We start from the raw sequence: 13,495 nt of genomic DNA, 5'->3' as shown, positions 1-13,495 counted from the left end.
ATCCCGTTATTCCGCGCTACCCCAAGGAGCCTTGGCTAGCGCTATACGAAATCTCCGGCGACTTGAAAATAATATATTATCTATAATATCGCGCTGGTGGCGCTAAAGCCCATCTGTACCAATGTCTTGCGGTGCGATGGCCACGGATTTCATGATCGCATAGATGGCTTTGCTGACCTTCAGATCCAGCGTTGCAACCGACCTCTGGGTGACGCGGGCCAGCATCGGGCCCCCGGCAGTTTCAAGTGTCACCAAGGCTCCTGGCCCCTCGCCCGCGCGGATCGCCGTGATGGTTCCTGGCAGAACATTGAGGGCCGAAAGCCCTTCGGGTCTGGTGTTGCTAAGGATAATGTCATGCGCGGCGACGCGCAGGCGCATCACGGTCCCGATCGGGCGATCAATCCGGGGCACAAACAGCTTTAGCCCATTGATGCGCAATTCGCTGAGCCCATCGGAGTGCTGCAAAAACAGCTCTGCGATGAGTACAGAGCCCACGTTGCGCACGCCGGTTGGGACAATCGCAGGATCCGAGAGCACCCCGCTGGCGGACCCGACCTGTGTGACTCGTCCGTGATCCAGAACAACAACATGGCTCGCCAGACGGGCCACTTCGCTGGCAGCGTGGCTGACATATAGGACCGGCACTTTGAGCTCGTCTCTGATGCGCTCAAAATACGGCAGGATTTCAAGCTTTCGGGCCTCATCAAGCGCGGTCAACGGCTCATCCGCTAGAAGCAGTTCGGGAGCAGCGAGAAGCGCGCGCCCAATCGCAACGCGCTGTTTTTCCCCTCCCGAAAGCTGCGCAGGACGGCGCTGCAACAGCGCACCCAGCCCCAACAGGTCCACGATCCGATCGGGGTCAGCGGTGCGGCTGGATCGGGGGAGAAAGCGATGCGCATAAAGGAGGTTCTGCTGAACACTGAGATGAGGAAAGAGCCGCGCGTCCTGAAAGATATAGCCGAGGCGTCGTTTGTGGGCGGGCAGCGCGACACCCCTGACCGAGTCATAAAGCACCCGCTGGCCGATCTGGATACGGCCGCGCTCTGGCGTAATCAGCCCTGCAACCGCATTGATCAGGGTGGTCTTGCCTGATCCGGATCTGCCGAACAAAACCGTCAGCCCACCCGGCACGGAGAACTGCGCCTCCAGGCGAAACCGGCCTTGGGACAGGGCAATATCCACGTCAAAACTCATGTGGCGGCCAGCCTCTTTGCGAGACGTCGGTTCAATGCCTCCGAGAGCAGCAAGGCAGCAAAGGAGATCAGCACCGAGATGATCACGAGCCGGATCGCCGCTGTTTCGGCACCGGGCACCTGCAGGAAGGCGTAGATCGCCGAAGGCAGGGTCTGCGTCTCTCCGGGAATATTTGCCACAAACGTGATTGTTGCGCCGAACTCTCCCATGGCTTTGGCAAAGGCCAGCACCATGCCCGCAATGACCCCGGGCAAGGCCAGCGGCAGTGTCACCGTGCAGAATACCCAAAACGGAGAGGCGCCAAGAGTTGAGGCTGCACGCTCCAGCTTGGGGTCGATCAGTTCAAAGGACAGCCGCAAGGCGCGCACCAGCAGCGGAAAGCCCATGATCGCTGCCGCAAGCACTGCGCCGGTCCATTTGAACGCGACCGAGATACCGAAGTTGGCCAGGAGCCGTCCCATTGGCCCCGCTGGCCCAAAGAGCAGCAGCAGCAGATACCCTGTCACCACCGGCGGCAAGATCAAAGGCAGGTGAACCAGCCCATTCAAAAGCGATTTGCCGGGGAAATTCCAACGGGCCAGCGCATAGGCGGTTAAAATGCCGAGCGGCAGGCTCAGGGTCATGGCCCAAAAGCCCACCTTGACGGAGAGCAGGATGGCTTGGATCTCGTCCGGTCCAAAGCCTAGCATGCCCTGCCCGCTCACGGGGCACCCATCGGAATAAACCCCTGAGATCGAAAGAGGCTCTGCGCGGGGGTAGACTGTAAGTGGTCGAGAAATCCGAAGCTTAGGTCGTTGTCCGAGACTGCTGCCGCTGGATAGACGATTGGGGGATGCAAATCCTCGGGAATGTTGAAGACGACAGAGACGCGCGCGTCGGCGGTGGCGTCCGTGAGATAGACGAGCCCATAAGGCGTAGCGCCAGTCGCCACGAGCGCGAGCGCTGCCCGCACGTTATCGGTTTGCGCAACATGCCTAGTAAGCGCGCGCCAGACCCCTGCCTTTTCAAGTGCCGCCTTGCCATAGAGCCCGGCGGGGACTGCGTTGATCTGTGCCATCGCAAGGCGCCCATCTGCCAGCTTCTCCGGCAGCGCGTTCAGTCCGCTGAGGGGGGCGGCGCCTTTGGCGGCGATCACAACAAGTCGATTGCCAAGTAGATCTCTGCGACTGTCCACGCGGACATGGCCCTGTTCTTCGAGAACATCCATCCAGGCCCCATTTGCCGAGATGAAGACATCCGCCGGCGCCCCCAATCCGATCTGGCGCGCCAGTGCGGAGGAGCCTGCATAAGACACAGACACCTCCGTGTCATGGAGCTCTGAGAAGTTTTGGGCGATTTCATCAAGGGCGGTTTTCAGGCTTGCGGCGGCAAAGATGCGCAGAGGATCTGCAGCAACTGATGCGGTGGCGAAACCCGAGGTCAATGCCGCCACGAACAACGCAATAAGGCTCCACTTCCTGAACTGCCGGGATTTCATGAAACACTTCCAGAGCTGATGCGACATTGGAGAAACTATGTCGTCCATCCCAGGCGCGCAAGCGGGGGTGCAAAACTCTGTCTGAGGTCCTGTTTGTGGCGCCTGGCTGTCGCCCCTGTCGCATGAGGTGAGCGACGATAGACAACTAATTTACATCCAATGTCAGCAAATATGACGGGAAATTTACAGAATATTTTCTGATACGCGCCTAATGCGCGCAGGAATCAAACACTGTCATTAAGGTAAGCCCAAAAATGTCTCAGACCGGCTGCACGGAGGGATTGAGAGAAGTTTTGACAGCATACCGGTGGCAATTCGTCCGAGCGCTGGGGGCACCCCCAAGCCAAGGAGGAGAGGCGAAAGCCCAGTGGGTACCTCGGACTTTGGGCCTGCATTGAGCCGTCCGCGCGACGCCTAAATGCCCCTGCCACCACCTACGTATTCGACGTGATAAAAGTGGAGGACGCACCATGAGTGCAAACGAAGACAGTAACGCCTATTGGGCCGCGAATGTGCGGCTCATCCTGATCAGCCTTGTTATCTGGGCCTTGGTCTCCTTTGGGTTCGGGATCATCCTGCGCCCCCTGCTCTCCGGGATTTCGGTCGGCGGCACCGATCTTGGGTTCTGGTTCGCACAGCAGGGTTCAATCCTCGTCTTTCTGGCGCTGATCTTCTTCTACGCCTGGCGGATGAACCAACTCGATAAAGAACACGGCGTGGACGAGGAATAATCAGGATGGATCAGTTTACACTCAACCTTCTCTTTGTGGGCGCGTCCTTTGCGCTCTACATCGGGATCGCGATCTGGGCACGGGCCGGATCAACCTCTGAATTCTATGCCGCCGGGCGCGGCGTGCATCCTGTCACCAACGGGATGGCCACCGCGGCAGACTGGATGTCGGCGGCCTCCTTTATCTCCATGGCGGGTCTCATCGCCTTTACCGGCTATGACAACTCCTCCTTCCTGATGGGCTGGACCGGGGGCTACGTGCTGCTCGCACTGCTGCTGGCACCTTATCTGCGCAAGTTCGGCAAGTTCACCGTCTCTGAATTCATCGGCGACCGCTTCTATAGCCCGACTGCACGTCTGGTGGCGGTGATCTGTCTGCTGGTGGCCTCGATCACCTATGTGATCGGGCAAATGCAGGGTGTGGGTATCGCCTTTGGGCGTTTTCTTGAAATCGACGCCTTTTGGGGTCTGCTGATCGGTGCCTGTGTTGTGTTTGCCTATGCGGTGTTTGGCGGCATGAAGGGCGTGACCTACACGCAGGTTGCACAATACTGCGTGCTGATTACCGCCTACACGATCCCGGCGGTGTTTATTTCGCTGCAACTCACTGGCAATCCGATCCCAGCCTTGGGGCTCTTTGGCTCCACCGAGAGCGGCGAGCCGCTGCTGGCCAAGCTCAACCAGATCGTCACCGACCTTGGCTTTGCGGAATACACCGCGGCACATGGCTCCACCATCAACATGGTGCTCTTCACCCTGTCGCTGATGATCGGCACCGCAGGTCTGCCCCACGTCATCATGCGCTTCTTTACGGTGCCGCGCGTGTCCGATGCGCGCTGGTCGGCGGGCTGGACCCTTGTGTTCATCGCGCTTCTCTATCTGACGGCGCCGGCCGTGGGCGCAATGGCGCGCCTCAACATCTCTGAGCTGATGTGGCCCAATGGGACCGACGCACAGGCTGTGAGTGTCGAGCAGATCGAAACCGATCCTGAGTACGCATGGATGGCGACGTGGCAGAAAACCGGCCTTCTCGGTTGGGAAGACAAGAACGGCGACGGGCGCATTCAGTACTACAATGACGCCAATGCGGACCTGCAAGCCAAAGCCGAAGCAAACGGTTGGAAGGGCAATGAACTTACCAACTTTAACCGCGACATTCTTGTGCTTGCAAACCCTGAGATTGCATCGCTCCCCGGTTGGGTGATCGGTCTGGTGGCCGCAGGTGGTCTCGCGGCGGCGCTTTCGACCGCAGCCGGTCTCTTGCTGGCGATCTCCTCGGCGGTGAGCCACGACCTTCTCAAGGGGCAGCTGACTCCCAACATGTCGGAGAAATCCGAACTGTTGGCGGCGCGGGTGTCGATGGCAGCTGCAATCGTGGTGGCGGTTCTTCTGGGCCTCAATCCTCCGGGTTTTGCGGCGCAGACGGTGGCGTTGGCCTTTGGTCTTGCGGCAGCCTCGATTTTCCCGGCGCTGATGATGGGGATCTTCTCGACTCGCATCAACAACAGCGGTGCGGTTGCAGGCATGCTGGCCGGTCTCGTGGTGACCTTGCTCTATATCTTCCTGCACAAGGGCTGGTTCTTCATCCCGGACACCAATTCGTTCACCGATGCCGACCCGCTCCTTGGACCGATCAAGTCCACCTCCTTTGGTGCGATCGGCGCTCTGGTCAACTTTGCGGTGGCTTATGTCGTCACCAACATGACCAAGGAAACCCCGCAGCACATCAAGGATCTCGTGGAGAGCGTCCGTGTGCCGCGCGGCGCAGGTCAAGCGGTCGACGGTCACTAAGACCGTCGCTGGCATCGCCCCCTGGGCGTTGCCCCGTATTTACAGATGGTCCTGCCCGCTTCAACGTGGGCAGGACATTTGACCGAAGGTTTGAGACATGCCCCTACCGGCCGCCCTCACCCAGTTTCTCGCATCCGTGCACCCCTACGACAGCCTGCCCGACCCGGTGCTGGCGCACGTGGCGCAGCAATGTGCGTTACACAATGTAGCTGTGGATGAGCGGCTCTTCTCTCTCGGCGATACGGTGTCTTCTCTTTATATTATCGTCTCGGGCGAGATCGAGATCACCGACGAAGCCGGGGTGCAACTGTCGATCCTTGGCTCACGCAATTCCTTTGGCGAACGCGCGCTCCTGCGCGGAGAGCGTGCAAGCCGCAGCGCGAGGGCGACCTCTGCGAGCGAGGTGATCGCCCTCCCCGCCGAGTTGTTTCACCAGCTTATCGACCAGCATGAATCGGTCGCGCGCTTCTTCGACCGCCGCCGACCACCTCCGCGCACGGGCAACAGCCTTGCCAGTCTCACGGTGGAGCAGTTGATGACGCGCGCGCCTGTCACCTGTACGCCTGAGACGCCCATTCGCGACGCTGCCGCGCTGATGCACCGCCATCACATCTCCTCGATCTGTATCTGTGATCCGGATGGGTTCCACGGGATCGTGACCCTGCGCGATCTGAACAGCAAAGTGATCGTGGGTGGCATAGATCCGCTCGATCCGATCTCCGGGATCATGACGGAGGATGTGCTGACGTTGGCACCACAGGCGTTGGTCACGGATGTCCTGCATCTCATGGTGGAACGTAGCATCCACCATGTTCCGATCGTGAACGAGAGAGGCCTGTTGGGCATCGTCACGCAAACGGATCTCACTCGAGCGCAAGCGCTCTCTTCCGCCGATCTGGTCGGCCGTATTGCGCGGGCCGAGGACGCCCCCGAGATGGCGCGGGCCACGGCGCAGATCCCGCAACTCCTGGTGCAGCTCGTTGAAGCGGGCAACCGGCATGAGGTGATCACGCGTCTGATCACCGACATTGCTGACATCGCTACCCGACGGCTCCTCTCTCTGGCAGAAGCACAGCTTGGTCCGCCGCCCGTACCTTATCTTTGGCTCGCGTGTGGCTCGCAGGGACGTCAGGAACAGACCGGGGTTTCCGATCAGGACAATTGCCTGATCTTGTCTGATGACGTGACTGATGCGCAAATGCCCTACTTTGCTAAGCTGTCCCGATTTGTCAGTGATGGGCTTGATCGCTGTGGCTATTTCTACTGTCCGGGCGACATGATGGCGACCAACCCACGCTGGTGTCAGCCCTTGCGGGTCTGGCGCGGGTATTTCCAGACTTGGATCGCCAAACCCGATCCCGAAGCGCAGATGCTCGCCTCGGTCATGTTCGACCTGCGCCCGATCGGCGGGGACAAGAGCCTCTTTGATCACCTTCAGAGCGACACGCTTGAGGCTGCCGCAAAGAATTCGATCTTTACCGCGCATATGATCTCCAATTCGCTCAAGCATCAGCCGCCTCTCGGCCTGTTGCGCGGGTTGGCGACCATCCGTTCTGGCGATCACCGGGATGAGCTTGATCTGAAACACAACGGCGTCGTGCCGGTGGTGGATCTGGGCCGGATATATACGCTGCAGGGGCGGCTGCGGCCGGTGAACACCCGCGCGCGGCTTGAAGCGGCCCTTGCTGCGGGGCTTCTGTCTGCGTCCGGGGGGGCCGATCTCTTGGATGCCTATGATCTCATTGCATCCATGCGGCTTGAATTGCAGACCAAACAGATCAAAGCCGGCCAGGCTGCGGGCAACTACCTCAACCCATCCTCGCTGTCGGATTTTGAACGCAGCCATTTGCGCAATGCCTTTGTGGTTGTGAAGACAATGCAATCTGCCGTTGGTTCGGGCACAGGAGCTTTAGGATGACTTCATGTTTGTAGAACTGATCGCAACCATCGTCGCGGGCATTGCCTGCGCTGGTCTCGTGATGCTTTTGAACATCTTGACGGGACGCCGCTTGCCCAAGTGGATGATGCCCGTGGCAGCGGGGCTTGGTATGATCGGCATGACGATTTCCAACGAATATACCTGGTATGCGCGCACCACCGAGAGCCTGCCCAAAGGGCTCGAAGTCGCGATGACCGTTGAAGAGCAGGGTTGGCTGCGCCCTTGGACGCAGATCTGGCCCTATACAAAACGTTTTGTTGCAGTGGATGTGGCGACCGCGCGTACGCATCAGGATCTGCCGGATCAAAAGCTGCTGGATCTCTATTTCTTTGGGCGCTGGTCGCCGGTCAATCAGGCACCGATGCTCTTTGACTGCGCCGAGGCCCGCTCTGCTCTCTTGATTGATGGCGCCGAGTTCGACGCCGATGGGACGGTTGCAGATGCCGATTGGCGAGCCATGCCCAAAGATGATCCAATCCTGGCCAAAGCCTGCACCGCCTAGACATGCTGAGATCCCTGTCCCTTCGCCTGCGCATCTTTCTGTTCTTCTGCCTCCTGGCAGTGGGAGCAATCGCGTTGGCTGCGGTGGCGTTGGGTTTTGTCTGGACCCGCACTGATTCAGAGTGGACGGCATCAGAACTCACCACGGTGATCCTGTTGTTCGGGTTTTTGAATACAGGTCTGGTGCTGGGGATCTGGCTGCTGTTTGACGAAAACGTCGCGCGCCCGATCGAGGGGCTTTCGACCAGTCTGCGCCTGCGTGCCCACTCCGGTATTGAGGACAGTATCAAAGCGCAGGCAGCGCAATACCTCGGCGATCTGGCCCCGGCGGCACGGGCGCTGTCGGATGCGCTTGCGGCTTCTGGAGATCAGCCACCAGAACAGACCCAGCGCCTGCTTCAGGACCGGGAGCGGCTGACTGCGTTGCTCAGCGAAATTCCCATTGCGACGATCCTTGTAAACGCAGCAGGTGAGATTGCGCTTTATGACGCGCAGGCCGGGGCCATCCTCTCCCGCATCGCCGCACCGCGCCTTGGGGCGCCACTCTCGAACTATTTCGATCTGACGCCCGCAATCGGCGCCTGTGCGCGAGCAAACCGGCGCCTCGCAGAGGGGTATGTGACCGTCCCAGACAGCAATCATGCCGAAACGTTCAATCTACAGATAAAATCGCTCGGTGCGGAGGGCGATGTGATCTTCCTTGACGCCGATACGCGGGCGGAGCGCGACACGCAGTCCCGTCCTTTGGTCTTTGACTTTGATCTTCTGGATCAGAAACTTGAGGGGACGATAACGGCCAGACGCCTCTCGGAACTGAACTTCGTGGTCTTTGACACCGAGACGACCGGATTGTCGGTTGCCAAGGATGCCATCGTGGAACTTGCCGCTGCCCGTGTGCTGAACGGGCGCATCCTCGATGGCGAGGTCTTTGAAACCTATGTCAATCCAGGCCGACCGATCCCTGCAGCGTCCACAAAGATACATGGCGTGCGCGATGCGGATGTGGCGCAGTCGCCCCGGATCGAAGAGGTGATCCCGGCGTTTCATGACTTTGCACAGAGCGCCGTTCTGGTTGCCCATAACGCCCCCTTTGACATCGGGCTATTGCGTCAACAAGAGGTTCAGACCGGCTGCAGCTGGGACCACCCGGTTGTCGATACAGTGCTGTTGTCTGCCGTGGTGTTTGGGATTTCAGCGGATCATTCGCTGGATGCTTTGTGCAGCCGTCTTTCGATCGAAATTCCTGCCCGGCACCGCCATACGGCCAAGGGAGATGCGCGCGCTACGGCAGAAGCGCTCATACGCCTTCTGCCGCTCTTGCAGGGCAAGGGGATCGAGACCTTTGGTCAACTCCTAAACGAAACCTCCAAATTTGGCCGACTGCTGCGGGACATCAACTCTGACCACGTCCGAAACGCGCCCGAGATGAGCGACAGCCCCTAGCCCGTTCGCTATCCCGCATGGTCTTGGGCTTTGAGCCACTCAAGCATGACCTGCGTCGTCTCTTCGGGCCGCTCTTGTTGGATCCAGTGGCCGCAGTCGAGGCTGCGGATCGCCACATTGGGAACAAACTCGCTGAGGTTCTCGGACGGCGGGATCGGGTCTTGCAGGCCGTAGATCATCAGCGCCGGATGGCGGATGACAGGGTCGATCTCTGCCAGAATATGCCAGTTTCGATCCATGTTCCGATACCAGTTGATCCCCGGTCTAAAGCCGCTGGCCTTGAAGGCTGAGACAAAAACCTCCAGATCCTCCGCGCTGATCAGAGGATCACCCAGAGGCGTCTCGGCGCGGGCGAGGTTGATCATCATCATGCCGGGCTCTGGCGGAACCATCGTCAGGTTCTTGCGAAACAGATTGCGCAGGAATTGATCTGCGTTCTGGTCAAGGATCGCATCCGCCACGCCAAATTGCCGATTAAAATGAACAAAGTAGTGATCCGCCCCAAAGAGAGCCTCGATAAACTCGATCCAGGGTGTCGGGGTGCGGGTTTGATAGGGCAGCGCCAGATTGATGAGCCGCACAACCCTTTCTGGATGCAGCAACGCCATGCTCCAGACGACATTTGCACCCCAGTCGTGACCGACAAATGTCGCGGCCTCATAGCCAAAATGTTCAAGCAACGCCGCGAGATCCCCAGTGAGACGGGTGATGTCATAGTCTGTCACATCGGCAGGCCGCGACGATGCCCCAAACCCACGCTGGTTTGGGGCCAGGACGTGATAGCCGGCCGCCACAAGCGCAGGGATCTGGGCGCGCCAGGAATAGGCAAGCTCGGGCCAGCCGTGGCACAGGACAATCGGATTGCCCCTGTTGTGTGACCCGGCTTCGAATACTTCGAGCGTAATTCCATTCAGCTTAATCTTCTGGGGGGCTGGAAAATCGGAGTTAAGGGGCATGGGTTGGCCTCGCTGGAAAACATGTCTGCGATCGCCTAACCAAAAAAGGTCTCAAAAACTGATACCTTTGTATGATACACCACAGGCATGAAGCAGCGCGCCCGCCAAGATGCCATTGTCCGCACTCTGCGTCGTCGCGGGTCCACCACTCTTGCGGCGCTGGGGGAAGAGGTTGATGCCTCGCGCAGCACGGTCTTGCGCGACCTCTCGGCGCTGCGCGATGCGGGATATGTCATCCATGCCGAACAGGGGCGCGGCGGTGGCGTGTCCCTTGATCCGAGCTCGGTTCAGACCACAGCCAGACTGTCAGTTGCAGAGGTGTTTGCGCTCATCATGGGTGTTGCCTCCATGCGGGCTGCAGGTGTGATCCCATTCTCGAGCCTCGCGGACAGCGGCGTGGCGAAGATCGAAAAAGCGCTGCCGCCCGACAAGCTGCGGGAATTGCGCCGAATGCTCGACCGGCTCTATGTCGGCCCGCTCGCCTCACAAGTGGATATTTCTGACCTGAAGGAGATGGTGCCCGAGTTGCTGCCAGCCTTTGAAGCCGCCTTTCTTGGCCAGAGACGGCTGCGATTTCAGTACTGCGACGCCAAGGGCGCGTGGACGTCACGAGAGATCGAACCTCAGGCGATGCTGGTCCTGCCGCCTCTGTGGTATCTGGTTGCCTGGGATCCAAGCCGAAATGACTTTCGCCATTTTCGCGCCGACAGGATCAGCGCACCCGAAGTGATCGAGACGACGCGATTTCGACCCCGGAACGTCACGTTTGCCGCCGGTGTCCGCCCGATCCGCTATGCTTGAGCACGGGGTGCACAGCAGATGCACCCGATGATGACCCGACGGATGTCTCATAAATGCGACCAGACCGCGCCGTTTTTCGCATTGCACACCGGGCTGGCTCTCGTCACGGTGGGGTCATCGAGGGAGACAGCCGATGCAGACAATCAAGGCCGCCGTGTGCCATAGCTTTGGAAGCGCGCTCGAAATCGAAGATGTGGTGCTTGCGTCGCCCGGGCCGGGCGAGGTTGAAGTCACGCTGGATGCGGTCGCTATCTGTCACAGCGATATCTCCTTTGCCGAAGGCGCATGGGGCGGGCAGCTGCCGGCGGTCTACGGACATGAGGCGGCTGGTCGTGTCTCGGCGCTGGGGCGTGATGTCGATGGTTTCAACATCGGCGATGATGTGCTGGTGACCCTCATCCGGGCCTGCCGCCACTGTTCCGCGTGCACATCAGGACAGCCAGTCTACTGCGCGACACCCTATGACGGGTTGCAAGGCCCGCTCAGCACCCCATCCGGCGCGCCACTCTATCAGGCGATGGCCTGTGGCGCCTTCGCGGAAAAAGTGGTGGTCTCTGGCAGCCAGATTGTGGCCATTCCGGCTGATATGCCCAAAGACGTTGCCGCACTTGTCTCGTGCGGGGTCATCACGGGCGTCGGCGGTGCCGTACACTCTGCGAAGTTGCGGGCAGGCGAAGATGTGGTTGTCATTGGCGCGGGCGGTGTCGGTCTCAACGCGATCCAGGGCGCTCGCATCGCCGGTGCGCGCCGCATCGTTGCCGTCGATCTGAGCGCTGAAAAGCTCGATGTAGCGCGCGACTTTGGCGCGACGGACACGGTGCTGGCCTCCGATCTCAAACCGTGGCGCGCCGCTATCGACGCCCTTGGCGGCAAGGGCGCAGAGGTGGTGCTGATCACTGTGGGTGCGATCCCCGCTTATGCCCAGGCTCCGCGCTATCTGGCGCCGGGCGGGCGCGCGGTGATGATCGGTATGCCGCATTCCGGTGATACTGCGCCCTACGAGCCTGTGGTCATGGCCGCTTTGGGGCAAGGTCTGCAAGGCTCAAAGATGGGCGATGTCGTGCTTCAACGCGATGTGCCATGGATCATCGACCTCTACCAGCAAGGTCGCCTGAAACTCGACGAGCTGATCTCTGGTCGCTGGTCCTTGTCTCAAATTAATGAGGCGATTGCAGATACCAAGACTGGGTCTGCACGTCGCAATGTTATCCTCTTTGATAACGATCACCCCTGATATCGCCCTCATGCGACGCCATCCGCTCTGGGTCTGTTCGGTTCGCCTAGCCGACGGGGTCCGGGCCTTTTGGCCCGGACCCGCGCGCGCCGGAGCCTCGCGGGCTCCGGCGCGCGCTCCCTCCTCCTCCATTCGATCTGCAGAAAACAAAGGACCGTGAAATTTGAAACTTCAGGACCTCGACATCATCATCACTGCGCCCCCTGCCCCGGGTTGGGGTGGGCGCTACTGGACTCTCGTGAAGCTCACAACCGATACAGGAGTTGTCGGCTGGGGAGAGTGCTATGCCTCGACCGTGGGGCCGACTGCGATGCGCGCCGTTATCGAAGACGTGTTCGCCCGCCACATGCAGGGTGAAAACCCCGAAAATATTGAACTCATGTTCCGGCGCGCCTATTCCTCGGGTTTTACGCAACGCCCAGATCCGACGGTGATTGGTGCTTTTTCAGGGCTTGAAATCGCGTGCTGGGACATTCTCGGCAAGGATTGGAACCGTCCTGTCCACGCCCTTCTTGGCGGGCGCATGAATGATCGCATTCGCGCCTACACCTATCTCTATCCGTTACCGGATCACGACATCAGCGCGTTCTGGAACTCTCCGGAAATGGCAGCCGAGTCCGCCGAAGACGCCGTGAACCGGGGCTATACCGCCGTCAAATTCGACCCGGCAGGCCCCTACACCATGCGCGGCGGCCATATGCCGGCAATGTCCGACATCAGCCGGTCCGTCGCCTTCTGCAAGGCCATCCGGGAGGCGGTTGGCGACAAGGCAGATCTTCTCTTTGGTACACATGGCCAGTTCACACCTGCAGGCGCGATCCGTCTGGGGCAAGCGCTCGAACCCTATAACCCGCTCTGGTACGAAGAGCCGACCCCCCCGGATTCCGTGGGCGACATGGCGCGCGTGGCGAAAAATGTCCGCATTCCCGTGGCGACCGGAGAGCGGCTCTGCACGAAGGCCGAATTCGCTGCCGTCCTCCAGGCCGGAGCCGCCGAGATCCTGCAGCCTGCATTGGGGCGTGCAGGCGGTATCTGGGAGATGAAGAAAACCGCCGCCATCGCCGAAGTGTTTGGCGCACAGGTTGCGCCACACCTCTATGCGGGTCCGGTGGAATGGGCGGCCAATATTCATCTTGCGGCCTCCCTGCCAAACATCCTGATGGCAGAGACCATCGAGACAGCGTTTCATGACCGCCTGATCAAGGGATCGATCCGCGTTGAGGAGGGCTTTGTGACGCCACCGCAAAGCCCTGGCCTCGGCATTGAGGTGGATGAAGAGCTTGCGCGCCAGCATCCGTTTAAGGGCGACGATCTGCATCTCAACATGCAGGAAGCGCCCTGTGATTATGCCAATGGCAATGCGTTTGAGGGCGGCGCGCCACCTATCGAGGGTTGAGTCGCACGCCTTGCCTCACCAGATGTTGCGAGG

12 protein-coding genes are annotated in these 13,495 nt (G+C 60.0%); 8 read left to right on the top strand and 4 right to left on the bottom strand.

Annotation, left to right across the window (positions count from 1 at the left end; translation table 11 throughout):
* Positions 1-102: 102 nt before the first annotated feature.
* From modC to modA, 3 genes are read right to left on the bottom strand one after another with little or no spacing between them, the layout of a single operon-like run.
* A complete protein-coding gene (gene modC, locus ACZ1HH_RS15400) occupies positions 103-1,194 on the bottom strand; it encodes a molybdenum ABC transporter ATP-binding protein (RefSeq protein WP_472635245.1) in 1,092 nt (363 codons plus the stop codon).
* Complete coding sequence (gene modB / locus ACZ1HH_RS15395; RefSeq protein ID WP_416369603.1) at positions 1,191-1,883, bottom strand: molybdate ABC transporter permease subunit; 693 nt, start codon at positions 1,881-1,883, stop codon at positions 1,191-1,193. Before modB ends, modC begins: the two co-directional genes overlap by 4 nt.
* Before the next feature lie 11 nt (positions 1,884-1,894).
* Positions 1,895-2,671, bottom strand: coding sequence for a molybdate ABC transporter substrate-binding protein (gene modA, locus ACZ1HH_RS15390; RefSeq protein WP_472635244.1), 777 nt, complete (start codon positions 2,669-2,671; stop codon positions 1,895-1,897).
* Positions 2,672-3,141: 470 nt separating this feature from the next.
* Between modA and ACZ1HH_RS15385 the strand changes: the two genes are divergently transcribed.
* From ACZ1HH_RS15385 to ACZ1HH_RS15365, 5 genes are all read left to right on the top strand, one after another.
* Positions 3,142-3,402 carry a DUF4212 domain-containing protein gene (locus tag ACZ1HH_RS15385; protein WP_011537271.1) on the top strand — a complete coding sequence of 87 codons (261 nt, stop codon included), beginning with the start codon at positions 3,142-3,144 and terminating at the stop codon, positions 3,400-3,402.
* A 5-nt stretch (positions 3,403-3,407) separates the two neighbouring features.
* Entirely contained in the window at positions 3,408-5,192 is a 1,785-nt protein-coding gene (locus tag ACZ1HH_RS15380) for a sodium:solute symporter family protein (RefSeq protein WP_472635243.1), read from the top strand.
* Positions 5,193-5,289: 97 nt separating this feature from the next.
* Positions 5,290-7,110, top strand: coding sequence for a DUF294 nucleotidyltransferase-like domain-containing protein (locus ACZ1HH_RS15375; RefSeq protein WP_487320501.1), 1,821 nt, complete (start codon positions 5,290-5,292; stop codon positions 7,108-7,110).
* A 4-nt stretch (positions 7,111-7,114) separates the two neighbouring features.
* Complete coding sequence (locus ACZ1HH_RS15370; RefSeq protein ID WP_472635242.1) at positions 7,115-7,633, top strand: hypothetical protein; 519 nt, start codon at positions 7,115-7,117, stop codon at positions 7,631-7,633.
* A 2-nt stretch (positions 7,634-7,635) separates the two neighbouring features.
* The gene (locus ACZ1HH_RS15365) at positions 7,636-9,075 is read left to right on the top strand and encodes a 3'-5' exonuclease (RefSeq protein WP_472635241.1); all 1,440 of its coding nucleotides are present in this window, start codon (positions 7,636-7,638) and stop codon (positions 9,073-9,075) included.
* A gap of 8 nt (positions 9,076-9,083) precedes the next feature.
* Here the strand turns inward: ACZ1HH_RS15365 and ACZ1HH_RS15360 are convergent, their stop codons facing one another.
* Positions 9,084-10,031, bottom strand: a complete 948-nt coding sequence (locus ACZ1HH_RS15360) for an alpha/beta fold hydrolase (RefSeq protein WP_472635240.1) — start codon at positions 10,029-10,031, stop codon at positions 9,084-9,086.
* Positions 10,032-10,118: 87 nt separating this feature from the next.
* Between ACZ1HH_RS15360 and ACZ1HH_RS15355 the strand changes: the two genes are divergently transcribed.
* The 3 genes from ACZ1HH_RS15355 to ACZ1HH_RS15345 all read left to right on the top strand — a co-directional run bounded on the left by ACZ1HH_RS15355 (position 10,119) and on the right by ACZ1HH_RS15345 (position 13,462).
* Positions 10,119-10,832, top strand: coding sequence for a helix-turn-helix transcriptional regulator (locus ACZ1HH_RS15355; protein ID WP_011537277.1), 714 nt, complete (start codon positions 10,119-10,121; stop codon positions 10,830-10,832).
* Positions 10,833-10,965: 133 nt separating this feature from the next.
* Entirely contained in the window at positions 10,966-12,066 is a 1,101-nt protein-coding gene (locus ACZ1HH_RS15350) for a zinc-binding dehydrogenase (protein WP_416369597.1), read from the top strand.
* A gap of 163 nt (positions 12,067-12,229) precedes the next feature.
* Positions 12,230-13,462: a mandelate racemase/muconate lactonizing enzyme family protein gene (locus ACZ1HH_RS15345; protein WP_487320500.1), complete on the top strand. Its 1,233-nt coding sequence runs from the start codon at positions 12,230-12,232 to the stop codon at positions 13,460-13,462.
* Positions 13,463-13,495: the final 33 nt, after the last annotated feature.

It is taken from the genome of Epibacterium sp. HA2-3 (genome assembly GCF_055693725.2).
The sequence above is the reverse complement of the archived record's forward strand: the minus strand, read 5'-3'. Positions and strand labels throughout refer to the sequence as shown.

Bases quoted from the DNA above. Each gene is read 5' to 3' on its own strand.
- modC (WP_472635245.1), bottom strand. From the start codon at position 1,194: ATGAGTTTTGACGTGGATATTGCCCTGTCCCAAGGCCGGTTTCGCCTG.
- modB (WP_416369603.1), bottom strand. From the start codon at position 1,883: ATGCTAGGCTTTGGACCGGACGAGATCCAAGCCATCCTGCTCTCCGTC.
- modA (WP_472635244.1), bottom strand. From the start codon at position 2,671: ATGAAATCCCGGCAGTTCAGGAAGTGGAGCCTTATTGCGTTGTTCGTG.
- ACZ1HH_RS15385 (WP_011537271.1), top strand. From the start codon at position 3,142: ATGAGTGCAAACGAAGACAGTAACGCCTATTGGGCCGCGAATGTGCGG.
- ACZ1HH_RS15380 (WP_472635243.1), top strand. From the start codon at position 3,408: ATGGATCAGTTTACACTCAACCTTCTCTTTGTGGGCGCGTCCTTTGCG.
- ACZ1HH_RS15375 (WP_487320501.1), top strand. From the start codon at position 5,290: ATGCCCCTACCGGCCGCCCTCACCCAGTTTCTCGCATCCGTGCACCCC.
- ACZ1HH_RS15370 (WP_472635242.1), top strand. From the start codon at position 7,115: ATGTTTGTAGAACTGATCGCAACCATCGTCGCGGGCATTGCCTGCGCT.
- ACZ1HH_RS15365 (WP_472635241.1), top strand. From the start codon at position 7,636: ATGCTGAGATCCCTGTCCCTTCGCCTGCGCATCTTTCTGTTCTTCTGC.
- ACZ1HH_RS15360 (WP_472635240.1), bottom strand. From the start codon at position 10,031: ATGCCCCTTAACTCCGATTTTCCAGCCCCCCAGAAGATTAAGCTGAAT.
- ACZ1HH_RS15355 (WP_011537277.1), top strand. From the start codon at position 10,119: ATGAAGCAGCGCGCCCGCCAAGATGCCATTGTCCGCACTCTGCGTCGT.
- ACZ1HH_RS15350 (WP_416369597.1), top strand. From the start codon at position 10,966: ATGCAGACAATCAAGGCCGCCGTGTGCCATAGCTTTGGAAGCGCGCTC.